The 16,273-nt window shown below is 38.4% G+C and carries 11 protein-coding genes and 1 pseudogene; 3 read left to right on the top strand and 9 right to left on the bottom strand.

All coding sequences use genetic code 11. The features are described 5' to 3' along the window. Positions 1-351: 351 nt before the first annotated feature. On the top strand, positions 352-2,853 hold the full coding sequence (locus tag V7124_RS13495; RefSeq protein ID WP_335489865.1) for an NEW3 domain-containing protein: 2,502 nt from the start codon (positions 352-354) through the stop codon (positions 2,851-2,853). Between the two features lie 69 nt (positions 2,854-2,922). Here V7124_RS13495 and V7124_RS13490 read toward each other — a convergent pair whose 3' ends face one another. The 9 genes and pseudogenes from V7124_RS13490 to V7124_RS13450 form a co-directional block, all read right to left on the bottom strand. Beyond that, positions 2,923-3,798, bottom strand: a complete 876-nt coding sequence (locus V7124_RS13490) for a 5'-methylthioadenosine/S-adenosylhomocysteine nucleosidase (RefSeq protein ID WP_335489862.1) — start codon at positions 3,796-3,798, stop codon at positions 2,923-2,925. Between the two features lie 278 nt (positions 3,799-4,076). Then, positions 4,077-5,342: an L-lactate MFS transporter gene (locus tag V7124_RS13485; RefSeq protein WP_335489859.1), complete on the bottom strand. Its 1,266-nt coding sequence runs from the start codon at positions 5,340-5,342 to the stop codon at positions 4,077-4,079. A 54-nt stretch (positions 5,343-5,396) separates the two neighbouring features. Next, a complete protein-coding gene (purT, locus tag V7124_RS13480) occupies positions 5,397-6,539 on the bottom strand; it encodes a formate-dependent phosphoribosylglycinamide formyltransferase (protein WP_420490541.1) in 1,143 nt (380 codons plus the stop codon). Positions 6,540-6,949: 410 nt separating this feature from the next. After that, positions 6,950-7,735, bottom strand: coding sequence for an ABC transporter permease (locus V7124_RS13475; protein WP_335489853.1), 786 nt, complete (start codon positions 7,733-7,735; stop codon positions 6,950-6,952). Beyond that, positions 7,735-8,678: pseudogene (locus V7124_RS13470) on the bottom strand (ABC transporter permease). Before V7124_RS13470 ends, V7124_RS13475 begins: the two are co-directional and overlap by 1 nt. Then, positions 8,642-9,751, bottom strand: a complete 1,110-nt coding sequence (locus tag V7124_RS13465) for an ABC transporter ATP-binding protein (RefSeq protein ID WP_335489851.1) — start codon at positions 9,749-9,751, stop codon at positions 8,642-8,644. Before V7124_RS13465 ends, V7124_RS13470 begins: the two are co-directional and overlap by 37 nt. A gap of 30 nt (positions 9,752-9,781) precedes the next feature. Further along, on the bottom strand, positions 9,782-10,885 hold the full coding sequence (locus V7124_RS13460) for an extracellular solute-binding protein (protein ID WP_335489848.1): 1,104 nt from the start codon (positions 10,883-10,885) through the stop codon (positions 9,782-9,784). Between the two features lie 125 nt (positions 10,886-11,010). Further along, entirely contained in the window at positions 11,011-11,982 is a 972-nt protein-coding gene (locus tag V7124_RS13455; RefSeq protein WP_335489845.1) for an aminopeptidase, read from the bottom strand. 99 nt (positions 11,983-12,081) lie between these two features. Further along, entirely contained in the window at positions 12,082-12,780 is a 699-nt protein-coding gene (locus V7124_RS13450) for a GntR family transcriptional regulator (protein WP_335489843.1), read from the bottom strand. Positions 12,781-13,360: 580 nt separating this feature from the next. Between V7124_RS13450 and V7124_RS13445 the strand changes: the two genes are divergently transcribed. Continuing rightward, a complete protein-coding gene (locus tag V7124_RS13445; protein WP_335489840.1) occupies positions 13,361-13,714 on the top strand; it encodes a hypothetical protein in 354 nt (117 codons plus the stop codon). Positions 13,715-14,166: 452 nt separating this feature from the next. Then, entirely contained in the window at positions 14,167-16,182 is a 2,016-nt protein-coding gene (locus V7124_RS13440) for a sigma-54-dependent Fis family transcriptional regulator (RefSeq protein WP_335489837.1), read from the top strand. The last annotated feature ends 91 nt before the right edge of the window (positions 16,183-16,273 follow it).

The raw sequence follows: 16,273 nt of genomic DNA, 5'->3' as shown, positions 1-16,273 counted from the left end.
TAGTAAGTTTAACTAATTTAATTACACTATAACCCAAGTTGAAAGCGTTGCCAATATTTAATTTTAAAAATTTTAATAATTGCGACTAAATAGGAAAAACTAAATACGATCCAGCCTTTTAAATGCATATGAATACTGGTATCCATTACTTTAGTACCATGAAATTAGACCTTATTTTTAAATTCCAGATAGTTATTTAGTAATATTTACAATATTCTGAAAGGTAATATAATCGTATTTGAAAGTGCCTTTGTTCAATTAGTTAGTTATATTTACTAACTAAAACTACATAATCAAGAAAGGAGAATTGGTTCTATTCATTTTACTCACTAATGAAAGGGGTTTCAAAAATTGAAAAAGCTTTTTTGTATATTGATGTCCATTCTTTTAATCGCTTCCCTACTACCTCCAATCAGTCTTGCACAAGAACAAAATGAAGCTGATGTTGAGCTTTGGAATGTTGTTAATCCTCTAGATACTACTGTTACTTTCTTGAACACAGGTGCACATCCAGACGATGAACGCAGTGATTTACTTGCCTATTTATCTCGCGGTTTAGGTGTGAAAACAGCTAGTTTAATCGCCAACCGTGGTGAAGGAGGTCAAAATGCGATTGGAAATGAGTTAGGAAATGCCCTTGGAATTATCCGCTCTAATGAAATGATTGAAGCGGCCAAGGTAAATGGTGTAAAAGCCTACCATTTAAGTGAAACCACATCTGATGCCATCTATGATTTTGGTTTTTCGAAATCGCCTGATGAAACCCTAACAAAATGGGGGGAAGAAGTTACGTACGAACGTCTAATCAAATTTATTAGAACGTATCAGCCAGATATTGTCATGCCATCCTTCGAAAATGTTGACAGCCAGCATGGACACCACAGATTGATGGCTATTTTATCTGAAAGAGCGTTTAAAGACGCAGCCGATCCAACCGTTTTCCCTGAACAATTGGAAAATGGAGTAGAGCCTTGGCAGATTAAAAAGTTTTATTTACCAGTAAATAAAGATACAGCCACAACTTCTATCGAAATTGGTGACTTTGACCCAATCTACGGTATGAGCTACCCGCAACTTGGTGAAGCATCCCGATATCTGCACAAGAGCCAAGGAATGGGGAATGATATCCCAGTGGCACCTAGGCAATCACATTTAAAATTGATACATTCAGCTGTAGCAACAGCTTCAACTGACCTTTTTGCAGGGGTTCCTTATGACTTCCATGCTTGGGCAGATATTGTTCCTGCTGCTAATGTCAGTGAGCAATTGGATAGATTACAAAACGAATTAGAAGGCATCATTAAGCTTTACCCAGATCGTGAAGCGATATTACCTAAATCACAAAAGGCTTTAGGGACTGTACAAAAATTAATTGCTAGTACAAACTCAGCAAACTTGGATTCCGGTGTAAAAAATGACTTGCTCCATAAGCTTGAACTAAAAGCAGAACAGCTTCAACAAGTAAGTTTCGTTTCTTCTAACCTTGCTGTTGATGTTGAAATCGGTTCTTATGTATTAACACAAGGAGAACAAACGAAAGTTGATGTTACGATTTCTAATGAAGGAACCAAAAAAATCCAACATATCGAAGCAGCGTTACTAACTCCTGATAATTGGAAACATGAAGGTGTAACTCAAGTAAAGCACCTGAAGCCGGGCGAATCAAAGACTGTTACCTTCAATGTCACCGTTCCATCTAGTGCAGAATATTACCAACCATATGGCGACGCTGTGATTAAAGCACAATTAACATTTAAAGAAAACGGAGTGAAAACAACAGCTGTCATTGATTTAGATAATACAGTGAGTGTGCTCCCTGAATTAAGTGTTACACCAGACCCAGTCAATATCACGGTTAACACTGCCAACGTACAAAAAGAAATTCCAGTCACAGTTAAAGTGAAAAACTATTCGAATGGTGCTAAAAAGGCTGCGGTTTCTTTAAATCTTCCTGAAGGCTGGACGAGTGAACCAGCAACAGCAGATGTCAGTTTTACAAAAAGATATGAGGAACAAGTAGCAGCATTCACATTAGTTCCTCCTACTACTGTTGCGGATGGTAACTTCACAATCGCAGCAATTGCAGTAGCAGATGGTAAGTCATTTGATACTACCGTACAAGAAATTAAATATGACCATATCAATGACTCATACTTCATGTACCCTTCCAACATTAATGGGGTTGCATTTGAGTTATTAAAACCAGACAATCTGAAGGTTGGTTACATTGACAGCGGCTTTGACACAATTGCAGATTCATTACAAAATGCTGGGTTTGATATTACCAAGATTACACCTGAAGACCTTGCCACTGGTGATCTATCAAAATATAATACAATCGTAGCTGGAATTAGATCAACACTTGGAAGACCAGATGTGTTGCAAAATAACGCCAGATTGCTTGAATATGTGAAAAATGGCGGACATTTAGTAATGCAGTATGTAACTTCTGGAGATCCATGGAATAATGGTAAATTCACACCGCCGTATTCATTAACCATCGGATCACCATCTATTCGTGTGCGTGTGACGGATGAAAACGCAAAGGTTACAGTCACACAACCAGAACATGCGTTGTTTAACTATCCAAATGTAATTAATGATCGTGACTGGGATGGATGGGTACAAGAACGAGCTCTCTACTTCCCAACTGCATGGGATGCCAACTATGAAACATTCGTATCCATGGCAGACCCTGGCGAAGCACCATTCGATAGCGGAATCCTAATGGCTAAATACGGTGAAGGAACATTCTTATACACCAACCTGGTATTCTACCGCCAAATCAATGCCCAAGTTCCTGGAGGCTACCGAATCTTTACGAACTTAATAAGCTATGGTGCAAATAACTAGGGACATTCATTATTAAAAGCTGAATAGATAAAGCCCTCTTCCACTATAGAAGAGGGCTTTATCTCGTTTTTATTTGTTTTTCATCATAGATATATATTCTTTAACAACTTCATAAACATAGGCTTGATTAGCTGCTGCTGTACCCGGATCGTAAGTACCGCCATTTGTTTTATTATTCGATAGAATTCGAATACCCAAGAATGCTACATCATAAGCATCGGAAATTTGTGCTACTGAGGCACCTTCCATTTCTTCTACATCAGTACCGTAAATCTCATGAATCCATTTAATTCGGTCTACTTCGCTATTCCAAAAATCTGCTGAACCGATCGTACCTTCGACAACCTTACCCTTCGTGTATGTATCTTTTACTGCATTAGCAGCTGCCAGTAAATCCTTATCTCCGTAGTAGTAACGGACTTTATTAGCACTGTCATCTGACCCGCTTCCTTCCGAAGCCATTAAATCCATCGGAATCCATGTAGTTGGATCAGTTCCTTGGCCTTCATCCAAATTTGTTGTCTTTAATGATCCAATGTTTGTCGTTCTTTCCCCTAACACAATGTCAAATACATTTAGTTCTGGATTATGTCCGCCAGATGTACCTTGGTTGATGATGGCGATCGGGTTATATTTTTCAATCGCCAATGCTGTTGCAGCAGCTGCATTTTCCATTCCCTTACCTGTTTTAGTCACAATAACAGGGTAATTGTTAAGCTTACCTTTATAAAAAACAAACTTCCCGGATTTTTCCACTTTTACTTTTTCTAATTTTCCCGCAAAATATTCAGCTTCTATAGGCATTGGACCTTGAATGATAATTGGTCTCTGGGCCCCTTCTACTTTTTTTTCATTTAGTAAAGATGAATTACATCCTGCAAGCATAAATAACGTGGCTGAAATAGTTGCTACCGAAGCTAATTTCTTAAACATGTTGTTTTTCATAATAAACTCTCCCCTTTTTCTTGTTGTTTATACCCTCGCTAATTGGAGAATGCTGAACAGCCGAATACTTTAACTCGTAGTCTAGTTCGTATAATTTGATAAATTTTACCTATTTTCAACGTTTTCTTAAAACCGATAGAATTATCTGTCACATTCCTAATATAAACCATTCTAACAAAAACTATTTTACCGAAATTTTGGGATACACGATGGTTTGGGTAAAATAGAAACTCCCCATTTGACCCAAACCCTGTGTAACATTTAATACTTTATTTCTATCACCCAGCATTGTTGAAGATTTGTTTTTTGCTCATCGTCTTTAATTTTTTTATATCAAGACGAATGAGGAGCGAAACGGCTAGGGCTACAATAAAAATTCCTGAAAAGATGACCAATGTCCCCTGATAGCTTCCGGTAGTTTCCCTGACCCACGAAACAAAAATAGGTCCAGCTAGACCGGCTGCCGCCCATGCGGTCAAAATATAACCATGAATGGCTCCTAGCTGTTTTGTTCCAAACAAATCGCCGATATAGGCAGGTATGGAAGCGAAGCCTCCCCCATAACAGGTCATAATCATATAAACAATAATCGAAAATAGAATTCCCACTGTTATATTTGGAAGCATAAAAAAGGCAACAATTTGAAAAGCAAAAAATAGTGTGTATACATTCGGTCTTCCGATGTAATCAGAGATGGTAGCCCAAACAATCCTTCCTCCACCATTAAATAATCCCATGATTCCAACCATTGCTGCGGCCCCAGCTGCAGACATTCCTACCAACTCCTGAGCCATTGGTGATGCAACAGAAAGTATTGCAATTCCACAGGTAATATTGATAAATAACATAATCCACAAGGCCCAAAACTGTCTTGTTTTAACTGCCTCATTGGCGGTTAACTGACGCAGATCTTCTTTTAATTTCATACCACCTGATTTGGGACCTGCTGCTGCGATACTTTTAGGTACCCAACCCGATGCAGGCGGAGCCAGATATTGTGCAGAACAAAATATGATGACAAAGTAGGCTGCTCCAAGTATATAGAAGGTGTTAGAAATCCCATATTGCTCGATTAAATGATTCATAATCGGGCTGCTAATTAAGGAAGCAAAACCAAATCCCATAATCGCGAGTCCTGTCGCAAGACCTCTCCTGTCTGGGAACCATTTTACCAACGTAGAAACAGGTGTAATATAGCCTACTCCTAACCCAATGCCAGCAATCATTCCATAAAATAAATAGAGTAGTAGTAATGATTCTAATTGAATGGCTAAACCAGCCCCTGCAATGCCTGTACCAAAAAACAGAGCACTTAGCGTTCCTGCTGCTCTTGGGCCAAACTTCTCTACAAAATGTCCTAAAAAGGCTGCTGATAAACCTAAAAACAGAATAGCCAAGCTAAATGTCAGGGAAATCTGCTTTAATCCCCAGCCCATTTCTTGTTGAAGTGGATTTGTGAAAACACTCCAAGCGTAAACTGAACCAATCGAAATATGAATCCCAACTGCAGATAATGCGATTAACCAACGATTTTTTGTTTGCATTCATTTGTCCCTCTTTCCATATTGTATTGTCTCGTTGCTGATGATTTCAAAGAGTTATTCGTCATACGTCACCGTGATTTTAGAAGCTGCTAATTCGGCCCGTTCTCTAGCCTCATTCACAGATACTCCCTTGCTTAACACGACCGCCATCCGTCGTCCCGCTTTTGTTTCCGGTTTTCCAAATACTCTAACCTGCGTATAAGGAATGGATAAACTTTCAGCCAATCCAGATAGTTGGTAGATCTTACTTTCTTCTGTTGCCTTAATCGTACGACTTGCACCATGATTCACAAGCTGAACTTCTGGAATCGGATAGCCTAAAATCGCCCTTACATGCAGCGCAAATTCAGATAAATCTTGTGTAACCATGGTAACCATCCCTGTGTCATGTGGTCGGGGTGAAACTTCACTAAAATAGACACCTTGTGGAGTAAGAAATAATTCAACTCCAAAAAGTCCGTAGCCACCAAGAGCATCAGTGATTTTTTTGGCGATATTCTGCGCCTCTATAATTTGTTCATCAGACATATGATGCGGCTGCCACGATTCGATATAGTCACCATCTTTTTGCACATGTCCGATTGGAGCACAAAAGGTTGTTCCAGAAATGGATCGGACGGTTAATAGCGTGATTTCAGAATCAAAATGGATAAATTCCTCCACAATCATACGGGCTTTTTTACCCCGTCCGCCTGCAACCGCCTCATTCCAGGACCACTCTGCATCCTCTATCGAACGGCAAATGGTTTGACCTTTTCCAGAAGAACTCATGATGGGTTTAATCACGCAGGGTGTACCGATTTCCAGTACAGCCTTCCTTAGTTCGTACAGGGTGTCCGCAAAGGCATACTTCGCTGTTTGAATCCCAAGTTCTTCGCTTGCCAATCGGCGGATTCCTTCTCTATCCATGGTCAGGTTCACAGCATTAGCTGTCGGTACGATACGGAAACCTTCGTTTTCAAGATCCATTAAGGTTTCTGTAGCAATCGCCTCGATTTCCGGAACGATTAAATCTGGTTTCTCGTGTTCTATCAATCTCCGAAGTTCTTCTCCATTAAGCATGTCCACAACATAAGAACGATGTGCAACCTGCATGGCCGGTGCGTTTTCATAGCGGTCTACCGCAATGGTCTCATGCCCTAAACGCTGTGCCTCTATGATTGTCTCTTTTCCAAGTTCACCCGAACCTAGTAACATTACTTTTTTCGCTTGGCTACCAAACACCTAACACAACCTCCTTATCGTTTGTCTTTTGATTATAATATCTTATATTTTTAGCGATTACAAGCAATTTTTATCATCCAAACACGAACAATTTAATATAATATCATATCATTGTTCGTATTTTATATGTAAGCGATACCGTAGTGTTTTTTTGTTGACAGACTATTAGAACATGTGTAAATTAACAGGTATTTATATATGTGAGATTATTCTTATCTAAAGAGGTGGAGGGACTGTTCCTTTGCAGCATCAGCAGTAGACTGAAATAAAAAACGCACTGTGAATTTTATTGTGAATTCAAGTGCGTTTTCCTATGTCTATTACAATGTTTGCACCTCTAAAGTAAACCCGTTACTTAAACAGCCTAGAGTTCTCCTTAACCATTAATTCGAACCACCAAATAGTTTTCCGACTCCATAAATTCTTTCAAAGATTAGAATAAAAATGACAGATATGAAGATTACGATACTTGATACAGAAGCTACCATTGGATCATATGAATCTTGCATATGGAAAAACAGTTCAAGCGGCAATGTTCTCATATCGGTAGAAACCATAAATAGAGAGACAGTGACGTTATCGAACGAGATTAAGAAGGCAAACATGGCACCGGAAAGGATCGCAGGTCGAATAATTGGGAGTGTAATTTTCCAAAAAACAACAAATGGATTAGCTCCAAGTACCATGGCCGCCCGTTCCAAGGTATAATCAAAACCGCTCAAACCCGTTAGCACAAAGCGTATCGCATAAGGTACACAAATGACGATGTGTGCAAGAACGAAGCCGATAGGGCTGCCCGCCAATAGCATCGGCGTAAAATAAATCAATAGCGCCGCCCCCAGTACCAAGTGAGGGATGGTTAAAGGCGAAGTCAGCAGTGAAACGATATAGGTTTTACCAGGGAGGTCATATTTTGCGAGTGCCAGCCCCGCAATGGTGCCCAGTAAAACAGAAAAAAACGATGCTAAGAAGGCAAATTTGATACTGTTGTAAAAGGCAACCATGTATTCAGGCCGATCCAATATTTTTTCATACCACTGTAAAGAAAAACCTTTTGGTGGAAACGTTGGATATCCCGCTGTGGTAAACGATGCCCCTATTGTAACAATGAGAGGGATTAGTAGAAAAATAAGCCCTGCCACGGTTACCGTAATCCTTGCAATTTTCATTATCGAAACACCTCCTTGAACTTCCTTTCAAATATCCGAGAAAAAATCGTAACAGAAATTAGTGTTACGCCAAGTAAAATATAGGAGATGGCCGAACCAAATGTCCAGCGGAATAACGTATTAATTTGCTCATAAATGACAATTGGAATAACGGTACATTTGCCCCACCCATTAACGCAGGAGTTACGTAGGAACTCATCGACATGCTGAAGACAAGAACAATTCCCGCTACAACACCCGGTAAACTTAGTGGCAAAGTGACTGTTAAAAAGGTTTTAAACGGACTTGTCCCCAAAATACTGCTCGCCTTCTCCAAAGAAGGGTCAATATTATAAAGGCTCGTCGCGATAGATAGAACCATAAATGGTAAGAAAGAATTGGCTAACCCGATGACAACCCCCTCTACGGAAAAAAGAAGCTTTAAAGGCGAGTCAATAATCCCTAATTTCATCAAAAACTGATCAATTACACCATTTGGCACTAGTAACAAATACCAGCCAAAATTACGTACCACTACACTAATCAATAAAGGTGATGCCACGAGAAGTGTAAGGTAGCCTCTCATCCGCGCTGAGCTTTTAGCCATTGTCAGGGCGATTGGATAACCAAGGATTAGAGCGATAATGACTGCATAAACACTCACTTTAACTGTCATCCATAGCGACCTTAAAAAATATGGGTCTGAAAAAAACGTCAGATAGTTCCCGATACTATAACTGGCATTCGAGATATCAAGTCCTTCTACTTCAATGAAACTTAAATAAAAAACGTATATCATCGGGACAACGAAGAAGGCAAGTATAAATAAAAGCAGTGGCGCAAGCAGTAATATGGCAGCAGTATACTTTTTAAATTTCTTTCCCTTACTATTAGGTGTCAGTTTAAGAGATTCCTTTGCATTAGTACTCATTTTTTGGTCAGACGTATATCCGACATTTTCCATTCTACTGACACCTCCGTCCCAATAGACCAGGAATCTTCAATCGATGATCCGATAACCTGCAAATGGTGTACGCCATTAATGGAAACCTCAATTTCCCACTGTGACCCGAGATAATTCATTTGCTTGATTACGGCCCTTTTTTGCACGATTTCCTTCTCAGGAACACCCAAGTTCTCGCCGACTGACTTGATTGAAATTAATTCTGGTCGAATATATAGATTTACGGCATCCTGGGTATGGTAGATTCGATCTTTACCGATTATATTTTCTTTTTGAGTCCTGATAACCCATCCTTCGTCAATTTGAATATTCGCATAGCTATCTTCAACTGATTTAACCAATCCTTCAAAACGGTTCGACTTTCCAATAAATTGGAATACAAATTCGGTCTGAGGATTCTGATAGATTTCAGTAGGAGTACCGATTTGCTCAATTTTCCCTTGGTTCATGACCACAACTCGATCTGACATGGAGAGTGCCTCTTCTTGATCATGAGTAACAAAAATGGTGGTAACGCCGACTTCCTTTTGTAAACGTTTAATTTCAGCACGGAGCTCATGGCGCAGCTTTGCATCTAAATTACTCAATGGCTCATCCAACAATAATAATTCCGGTTCTACAACCAAAGCACGGGCGATGGCCACCCTTTGCCGCTGCCCGCCTGATAATTCCCTTGGGTATCGCTTTTCCAAGCCTGTCAATTTTACCAATTCTAGTGCTCGTTTAATCTTACTGTCCGTTTCTTCTTTCTTTAATTTTCGCACCTTAAGACCGAATACAAGATTTTCATATACGGTCATGTGCGGAAACAACGAATAGGTTTGAAAAACCATCCCAAGATCCCGTTTATATGGGGGCACACCATTCATCTTTTTCCCTTTAATAAATAACTCACCCTCATCAGGATCGAGAAAACCCGCAATAGCATTTAATGTTGTTGTTTTCCCGCAGCCAGAGGGGCCAAGCAAGGTAAGCAGCTCACCTTGCTTTATATCTAAATCTATATTTTGCAGTACGATATTTGTTCCAAATCTTTTACTGACACCTCGAATCGTCACATCACTGGCAATCATCTTTAATCCCTCCTACTATCTTTGCTGTGTTTATTTCTTTACCTTTTTACCAAGCTCCGGAGTAGCTTCCTTCGTCCATTTTTCGGTCCACTCTGATTGAATTTTTGCTATTCCAGCGAAATCCGGTGTATAAACAGGGTCATTTTCTTTAAAGCCAATAATCGATTCATAATTTTCAGGTAATTTAACATTTTTTACCACTGGATAAAAGGCAATTTCTGCAATCTTTTTCTGAGATTCCTCTTCCACTAAATAATTAATGAACTCTTCTGCTGCCTTTTTATTCGGGGAATTCTTTACCACAGTAGCTACAATTGCCTGTAACGGAGCTCCTTCTTTTGGAATCACCATTTTGACCGGAACACCTGCATCATGTAGGCCCGCAATCGTATAGCTGGCTTGTACCGTCACAGCCGCTCCTTGCTGCATCGCTGGTTGAATCTGCGTAGAGTTTTTATAGAAAGTGTCGGAGTAAGCCGCCAATTCTTTCCCCTTATCCAGTCCAGGCTGCATATTATCAATACCTCCGCCATTCGCTTTTGCCAAGCTGAGGAACATTGTAAACCCTGAATTACTTGATACATCAGGGAATGCCGTCATGCCATTATAATCGGAACTAACCAGGTCATTCCAAGAAACAATTGGCTTCCATCCATTTTCTTTAAAAATATCTGTGTTATAGCCTACCGCAACAGAGTAACCTAAAAGGGGAACACTGTGTTCATCAATTAAATATCGCTCATCAATATTTCCTAGTCCTGTAATACTATCCTTCGCAATTGCCTCAGTCAGACCCTCGTCAACGGCACGAACTGCTACAGGGGAATCATACATGGCAATATCAATTTGAGGATTATCTTTTTGCAACTGAACTTTTGTTAAAATCTCATTTGAAGAACCTGCTACGTAATTAATGGTAATCCCATACTTTTCTTTAAACTTAGGTCCCAATTCATCACGAATTAACTTTTCAATTTTTCCACCATTAGCTGCGATCGTAATTTCCTTCGTTTCAGTTTGGGTATCAGACTTTGAACCGCTTTCATTACTAGCCTCTTTAGAAGGATTTGGAACACCGCATGCTGCAAGAAACATAACCATTAATAGAACAATTACACTAAACATCCTTTTCATATTTCGTTCCCCCTATTTAATTGGTTTTTCAAATTCATAGCAATCTCTACTGAAATCAAATTCTCGTAATTCAAGATTGGAACATACATATTTCTTCGAAGTGCCATTCCCTAAGATTTTGGCTTCTAAACAACAAGAACCTCTCCATTTTGTAAAATTACTTTTCCATCTGCGACAATGGTAGCACCAGTCATAATCAAGTCGTAATGGCACGCTGCTTTTACATTTCCGCCCAACGTTATGTTTGTACCGATACCAATGTGTACGGACCCAAAAACACCTTCGTCCTCGAGCATGGAACCAATAAATTTACAGTTCGGGTTAAGGCCGACACCGATTTCGGCAATGTTATAAACTTGTGGATCATTTTTTGAAGCCAGATTTTCAGCCAACATGTTCGCCTGTTTGCCCCCCGATATGGAAACAATCATTCCGTTTTCGACAGTGACCTTCACTGGATCATCAAGCAGCCCAATTCCTATGTAAGGAATACTGGCATCCGCAACAATAACTCCATGGGCGGATCCCTCAAGAGGAGACACATTAGCTTCTACCGTAGGTACTGGGGCAAATTCACCTGGGACAACCATACACGGCATTGCATTTGATCGCCTTCCTGTCGCCGAAAGTATTAGGTCGGTACCATGTGGAGTGGTGAGCCTAATTTCGTTTGCTCCCTCCAAAGCATTTGCTACTGCCCGACAAGTTGGTTCAATTGCCTTAAAATCAGCATGCACTCCGCCCTCGATTAGCATTTCATCGTGAAACTGTGTCAGCATAATCCCTCTTGAACCTGCATCCACTGCGTTTTTCACCGCTTTTGTATGCGTAATCGATGTATAAACTGCACTAATAAACACGTTGCTTTCTTTCATTGCAGCTGCTATAGGTGCAGGAGGTTCTTGCCCGTCCGAGGTCCTCGGGGTCATCATTGCCATAATAGGCTCAGCCCCTGCTGCAACGACAGCTGCTGCAATACTTTCCGCAATATTGATCATTTTTGGTTCTGTAACAACTAATACATTTTCATTTGGTTTGACACCCGCACAAACCTCTACAATCGTTCGGGCCCCTTTACTCATAAGAATTGATTTCATTGTTCTATCTCCCCTTAGTCTTATAAAATTTTTTTACTATATTCTATAGAATCCATATTTAATAAAAAGTGAGAGTTACTACTTCTCACGATTATCCCTTTATTCTGGGGAGCTACTCCCCTTCTTTTTAGACAAGTTTTCTAGAGTGATATATTCCAGCCCGTTTTTTATGTGCAGTCTCATCGCTTTTTCCGCTTTGTCCGCATCTTTTTCCTTAAGAGCATTGAAAATCTCCATATGTTCTGCAATTATTTTTTCTCTTCTTCTTGAATTATAGGCAGAAATATTACGATCATGGAAAATCACATCATTGACTAAATCCAACAGCGTTTTTAATTTAGCATTTCGTGCGTACTCTATAAATACTGAATGAATTTCGGAATTTAAACTGACGAATTCAGTTGAACTTTCAACATCAATGGATTGACCTAATAATACCCGAAGTTTTTCAATCCCCTTTTCATCAATATTTTCGACTGCTAATCGAATGGCAAATACCTCTAATGCTTCCCTGCATTGATACGATTCAATAATTTCATCCTCAGAAAAACTCTGGATGACTACTCCTTTCCAAGGTACAATTTTCACCAAACCTTCTGCGGCTAAGCGGCGAAATGCCTCTCGGACAGGAGTAGGGCTTACATTCATTTGTTTCGCAACTTCTGTTTCAGTTAACCTACTGCCAGCTTGTAAATCACCTTTTATAATGGCGGATTTTAAATTTTCATAAATCCTAACATTTAACGGCTGCCTTTCAACTGATTCAACTTTTGATAGATCCAAGTAACCTTGGGTCAATTACCTCACCCCTTATTAATTATCAGACAATTCTTAATATATTTCTATTATTATTTCTGTGCCTATAGTTTGTCAATACAATATTCTATAGAATATTGAATATTTTTAATCTTTACTATTTTACAAAAATATAATTACACTAATTAATAAAAAAATCCCAATCTCTCATTATTTCTCAGAGGTTGGGATAATAATCGTTTATTTTAAGCTAAGTATGCTTCCACTAACCTCATAATAAATTCTTCCTGATGATATTGCCGTTAACTTATTAATTTAATTAAGCATCTATTGGTAACTTAGTTTTTTTAGTCTTATAAACTTGTTGAACCCTTTTAACAACTGCTTATATAAATGATCTTTAACATTGTTGCAGAAAACGACAGTTGTACATTTTTGCAACAACGTCTTTTCGGATATGCGACATTATTGTATCTACTATTTTGCTTTTTGTTTTTAAAATACTATATTTAATCTGGCATAAAAATTGCATATATTTCAAGATGAGCAGTATTTCCAGCCAGAAATTTCAAACTTATTACAGTCCTTAAAATTTATTTATTCAAGAAAGCAGGGTGTTATTATGGAATTAGAATCTTGGAATCAATTATCTGCTGATAAGCGAGAAAAAGCCTCAAATCTTATAACCGAGTTTAGTTCTATTGCTGTTACATGGAATGATGCGGCTCAAAAAAAGGTACTAGATATATTCTCTAATTTTATTTCTTCCTGTAAAGAGGAGCATAATCTAAAACCTCATGAATTAATGGTGATTTCAAAAATGTTACAAGAATGTTCTTTAGCTGATTTAATTGAGTGGCTCCCTTTGGATTTTGAAGAATGGAAGGATAAGGATGAACTCATGACGATGTTCTTCTTTGGTAAAGAGGGTTTAGAATCATATCAGAAGGAAAAAGAAAAAATTCACAATCCTTAGTTACCTATTAAGATTTTCAATAGGCCTTCAGAAACTACGGATAATAGATAAAATATCTTGGTTATAAGGGCTGTTATATAATAATTCATTTCTAATATAGTTAAGTTGTAAAAATTGTTATTTTCACTTATAATTTATATGAATTTGAATAAAATTTTATATTCCCCTTAAAATGGAAGGAAATAAACTTTTACTAGATTATGATGGTGGTTATCACTAGAAATCGATCAAAGTATTTTTGCAGTTGTTTATATTGGTAATAAATAGTAGATATTTATCGCTAATTTTCAGAATTATCAAAATAGATAATTAGCGGTAAATGTATTTTTGTGTAAACAAATCATAGTTCAATATAAATTTCTTATCATTTTGAATGCGCTTACAATACAAATCCATTAACTCTTCATTAAAACACTGTCCTTCTTACTATTAAATAAAGGGTGATTTAGAGTATGAGAGATTCATTTATTTCAATGGATATTTTCACCAACCCAAAGAAAGAAAGAGTTAGGATAACTAATGCTTGGGAACAATTTATAACCGGTGAAGATTTAGATTCAACGGTCAGAAATTTAACATACCAATCATGGGAGCGTTCCTTAAAGCATGGAATTAATCCCCTTCACGGAATGGCACCCGTCATTTTACCAAAAGACAAGATTCAATCTACTTATCCTAATAATCATATTTTCGAGAAAATTTTACCAGAGCTTAAAAATGTAGCAATAGATGCAGGGCATCTAATAGTTTTTTGTAATAACAATGGTGAAATCGTTTATTTAGATGGAGATTCAGCACTGAAACGGAAAGCTGAAAAAATGAACTTTATAGTGGGGGCTTCATGGTCTGAATCTCATATAGGAACAAATGCTATCGGTACGGCACTTGCAACAGGTATGCCAATGCAGGTATTCGCTGGGGAACACTTTTGTCAACCCGTCCATAACTGGGTGTGTTCAGCAGCTCCTATTCGGGACCCTGCAACAAAGGAGATACTTGGAGCAATCGATCTAACAGGGGCCTGGAATATGGTACATCCTCATTCCCTTTCAACCGTTGTTTCTATAACACAATACATTGAAGGAATGCTCCAGAAGGAACTCGACGTTGAACGTTTTATCTTATTAGAACAGTATTCAAATAATAGTATTAAAAATAAAAACAGCATTCTAGCGGTAATTGACCGTGGAAATCAAGTCATTAAAGCCACTCCCCTATTCTATGAAAACGGCTGGATTGGAAAGAACAATCACTTAATAGATTTAGATAACCTAACATTTACATTAGGTGAAAACGCTAGATGGGAATCTGAAAAAAGAGATGGAAAATGGAAATTTGAGTTGAATCCATATTTCTATCAAGGAAAACATATTGGAGCTATTGTAAATGCTATTCCACCATCTTCTCAGGTACCCAAAGTCAACTCTACAAAACACACATTCTCTAGTTTGATTGGAGAATCCACAAAATTCAAATCATTTATTAAAGAGGCACGTACCCTGGCTGGTCTTGATTTACCGTTACTCATTGAGGGAGAAAGCGGGACAGGAAAAGAATTGCTAGCGCAATCCATTCATTCCGCCAGCCAGCGTTCTTCGGGACCTTTTATTGCAATCAACTGCGGAGCAATACCAAAGGATCTTGCAGATAGTGAGTTGTTTGGATATGAAGGAGGGGCTTTTACAGGTGCAACTAAGGGTGGTCATTCTGGAAAATTCCAACAAGCTGAGGGTGGGACCATCTTTTTAGATGAGATTGGAGAAATGAGTCTAAATTTACAAACTACTTTATTAAGAGTACTTGAAGAGGGAGAATTGGTTCGAATTGGCGGGAAACACCCAATAAAGTTAAATATCAGGGTAATTGCTGCAACAAATCGTGATTTAAAAAAGGCAACTGAAAATGGTGAATTTCGATTAGATCTTTATTACCGTCTCAATATACTACATCTAAAGGTTCCTTCTTTACATGAGAGATCAGGAGATATCCCCCTATTATTAGACCACCTGTTAAAAAAGGTTTGTAGGGATCTGGGAAGACCGCCGCTAACAGTAGATAAGAAAGCTTTAGAAATGATAGAATCATATGAATGGCCAGGTAACGTCCGTGAACTTCGTAATTTAGCCTATAAAATGGCGGCAAAGGTACAAGGAAATGTCATAACGAGTATGGATCTTCCTGAGGATTTAATCGTGTATTTCTCCAGAAAACAGTTTGGATATCCTGCCCCCATTGTTTCTAATCAAGAAAATCAATCACTGCATCCTACATTTCATCCCCATGAAATCACAGAATCTGCCTTTAATACATCATCCTTAAAAGATCAAGAAATTCAGACCATTCTTACCGTACTAAATGAGTTAAATGGCAATGTTTCAGAAGCTGCTAAAAAACTAGGCATTCACAGAAGTACTATTTATCGGAAACTTGGCCGGAACTTAACGTCAAACGATAATAAATATATTTAAAAACTACTATAAAACCATTACCAAAAAACCCACAAGTTTTTCGCAGCTTATGGGTTTTTTGGTGGTTTCTATGATCTCTATCGAGCAATAA

The organism is Neobacillus niacini (assembly GCF_036961885.1).
In the GTDB taxonomy this organism is placed as follows: Bacteria; Bacillota; Bacilli; order Bacillales; family Cytobacillaceae; genus Neobacillus; species Neobacillus niacini_H.
Note: the sequence above shows the minus strand (reverse complement) of the source record. Positions and strands in the feature narration are given on the sequence as shown.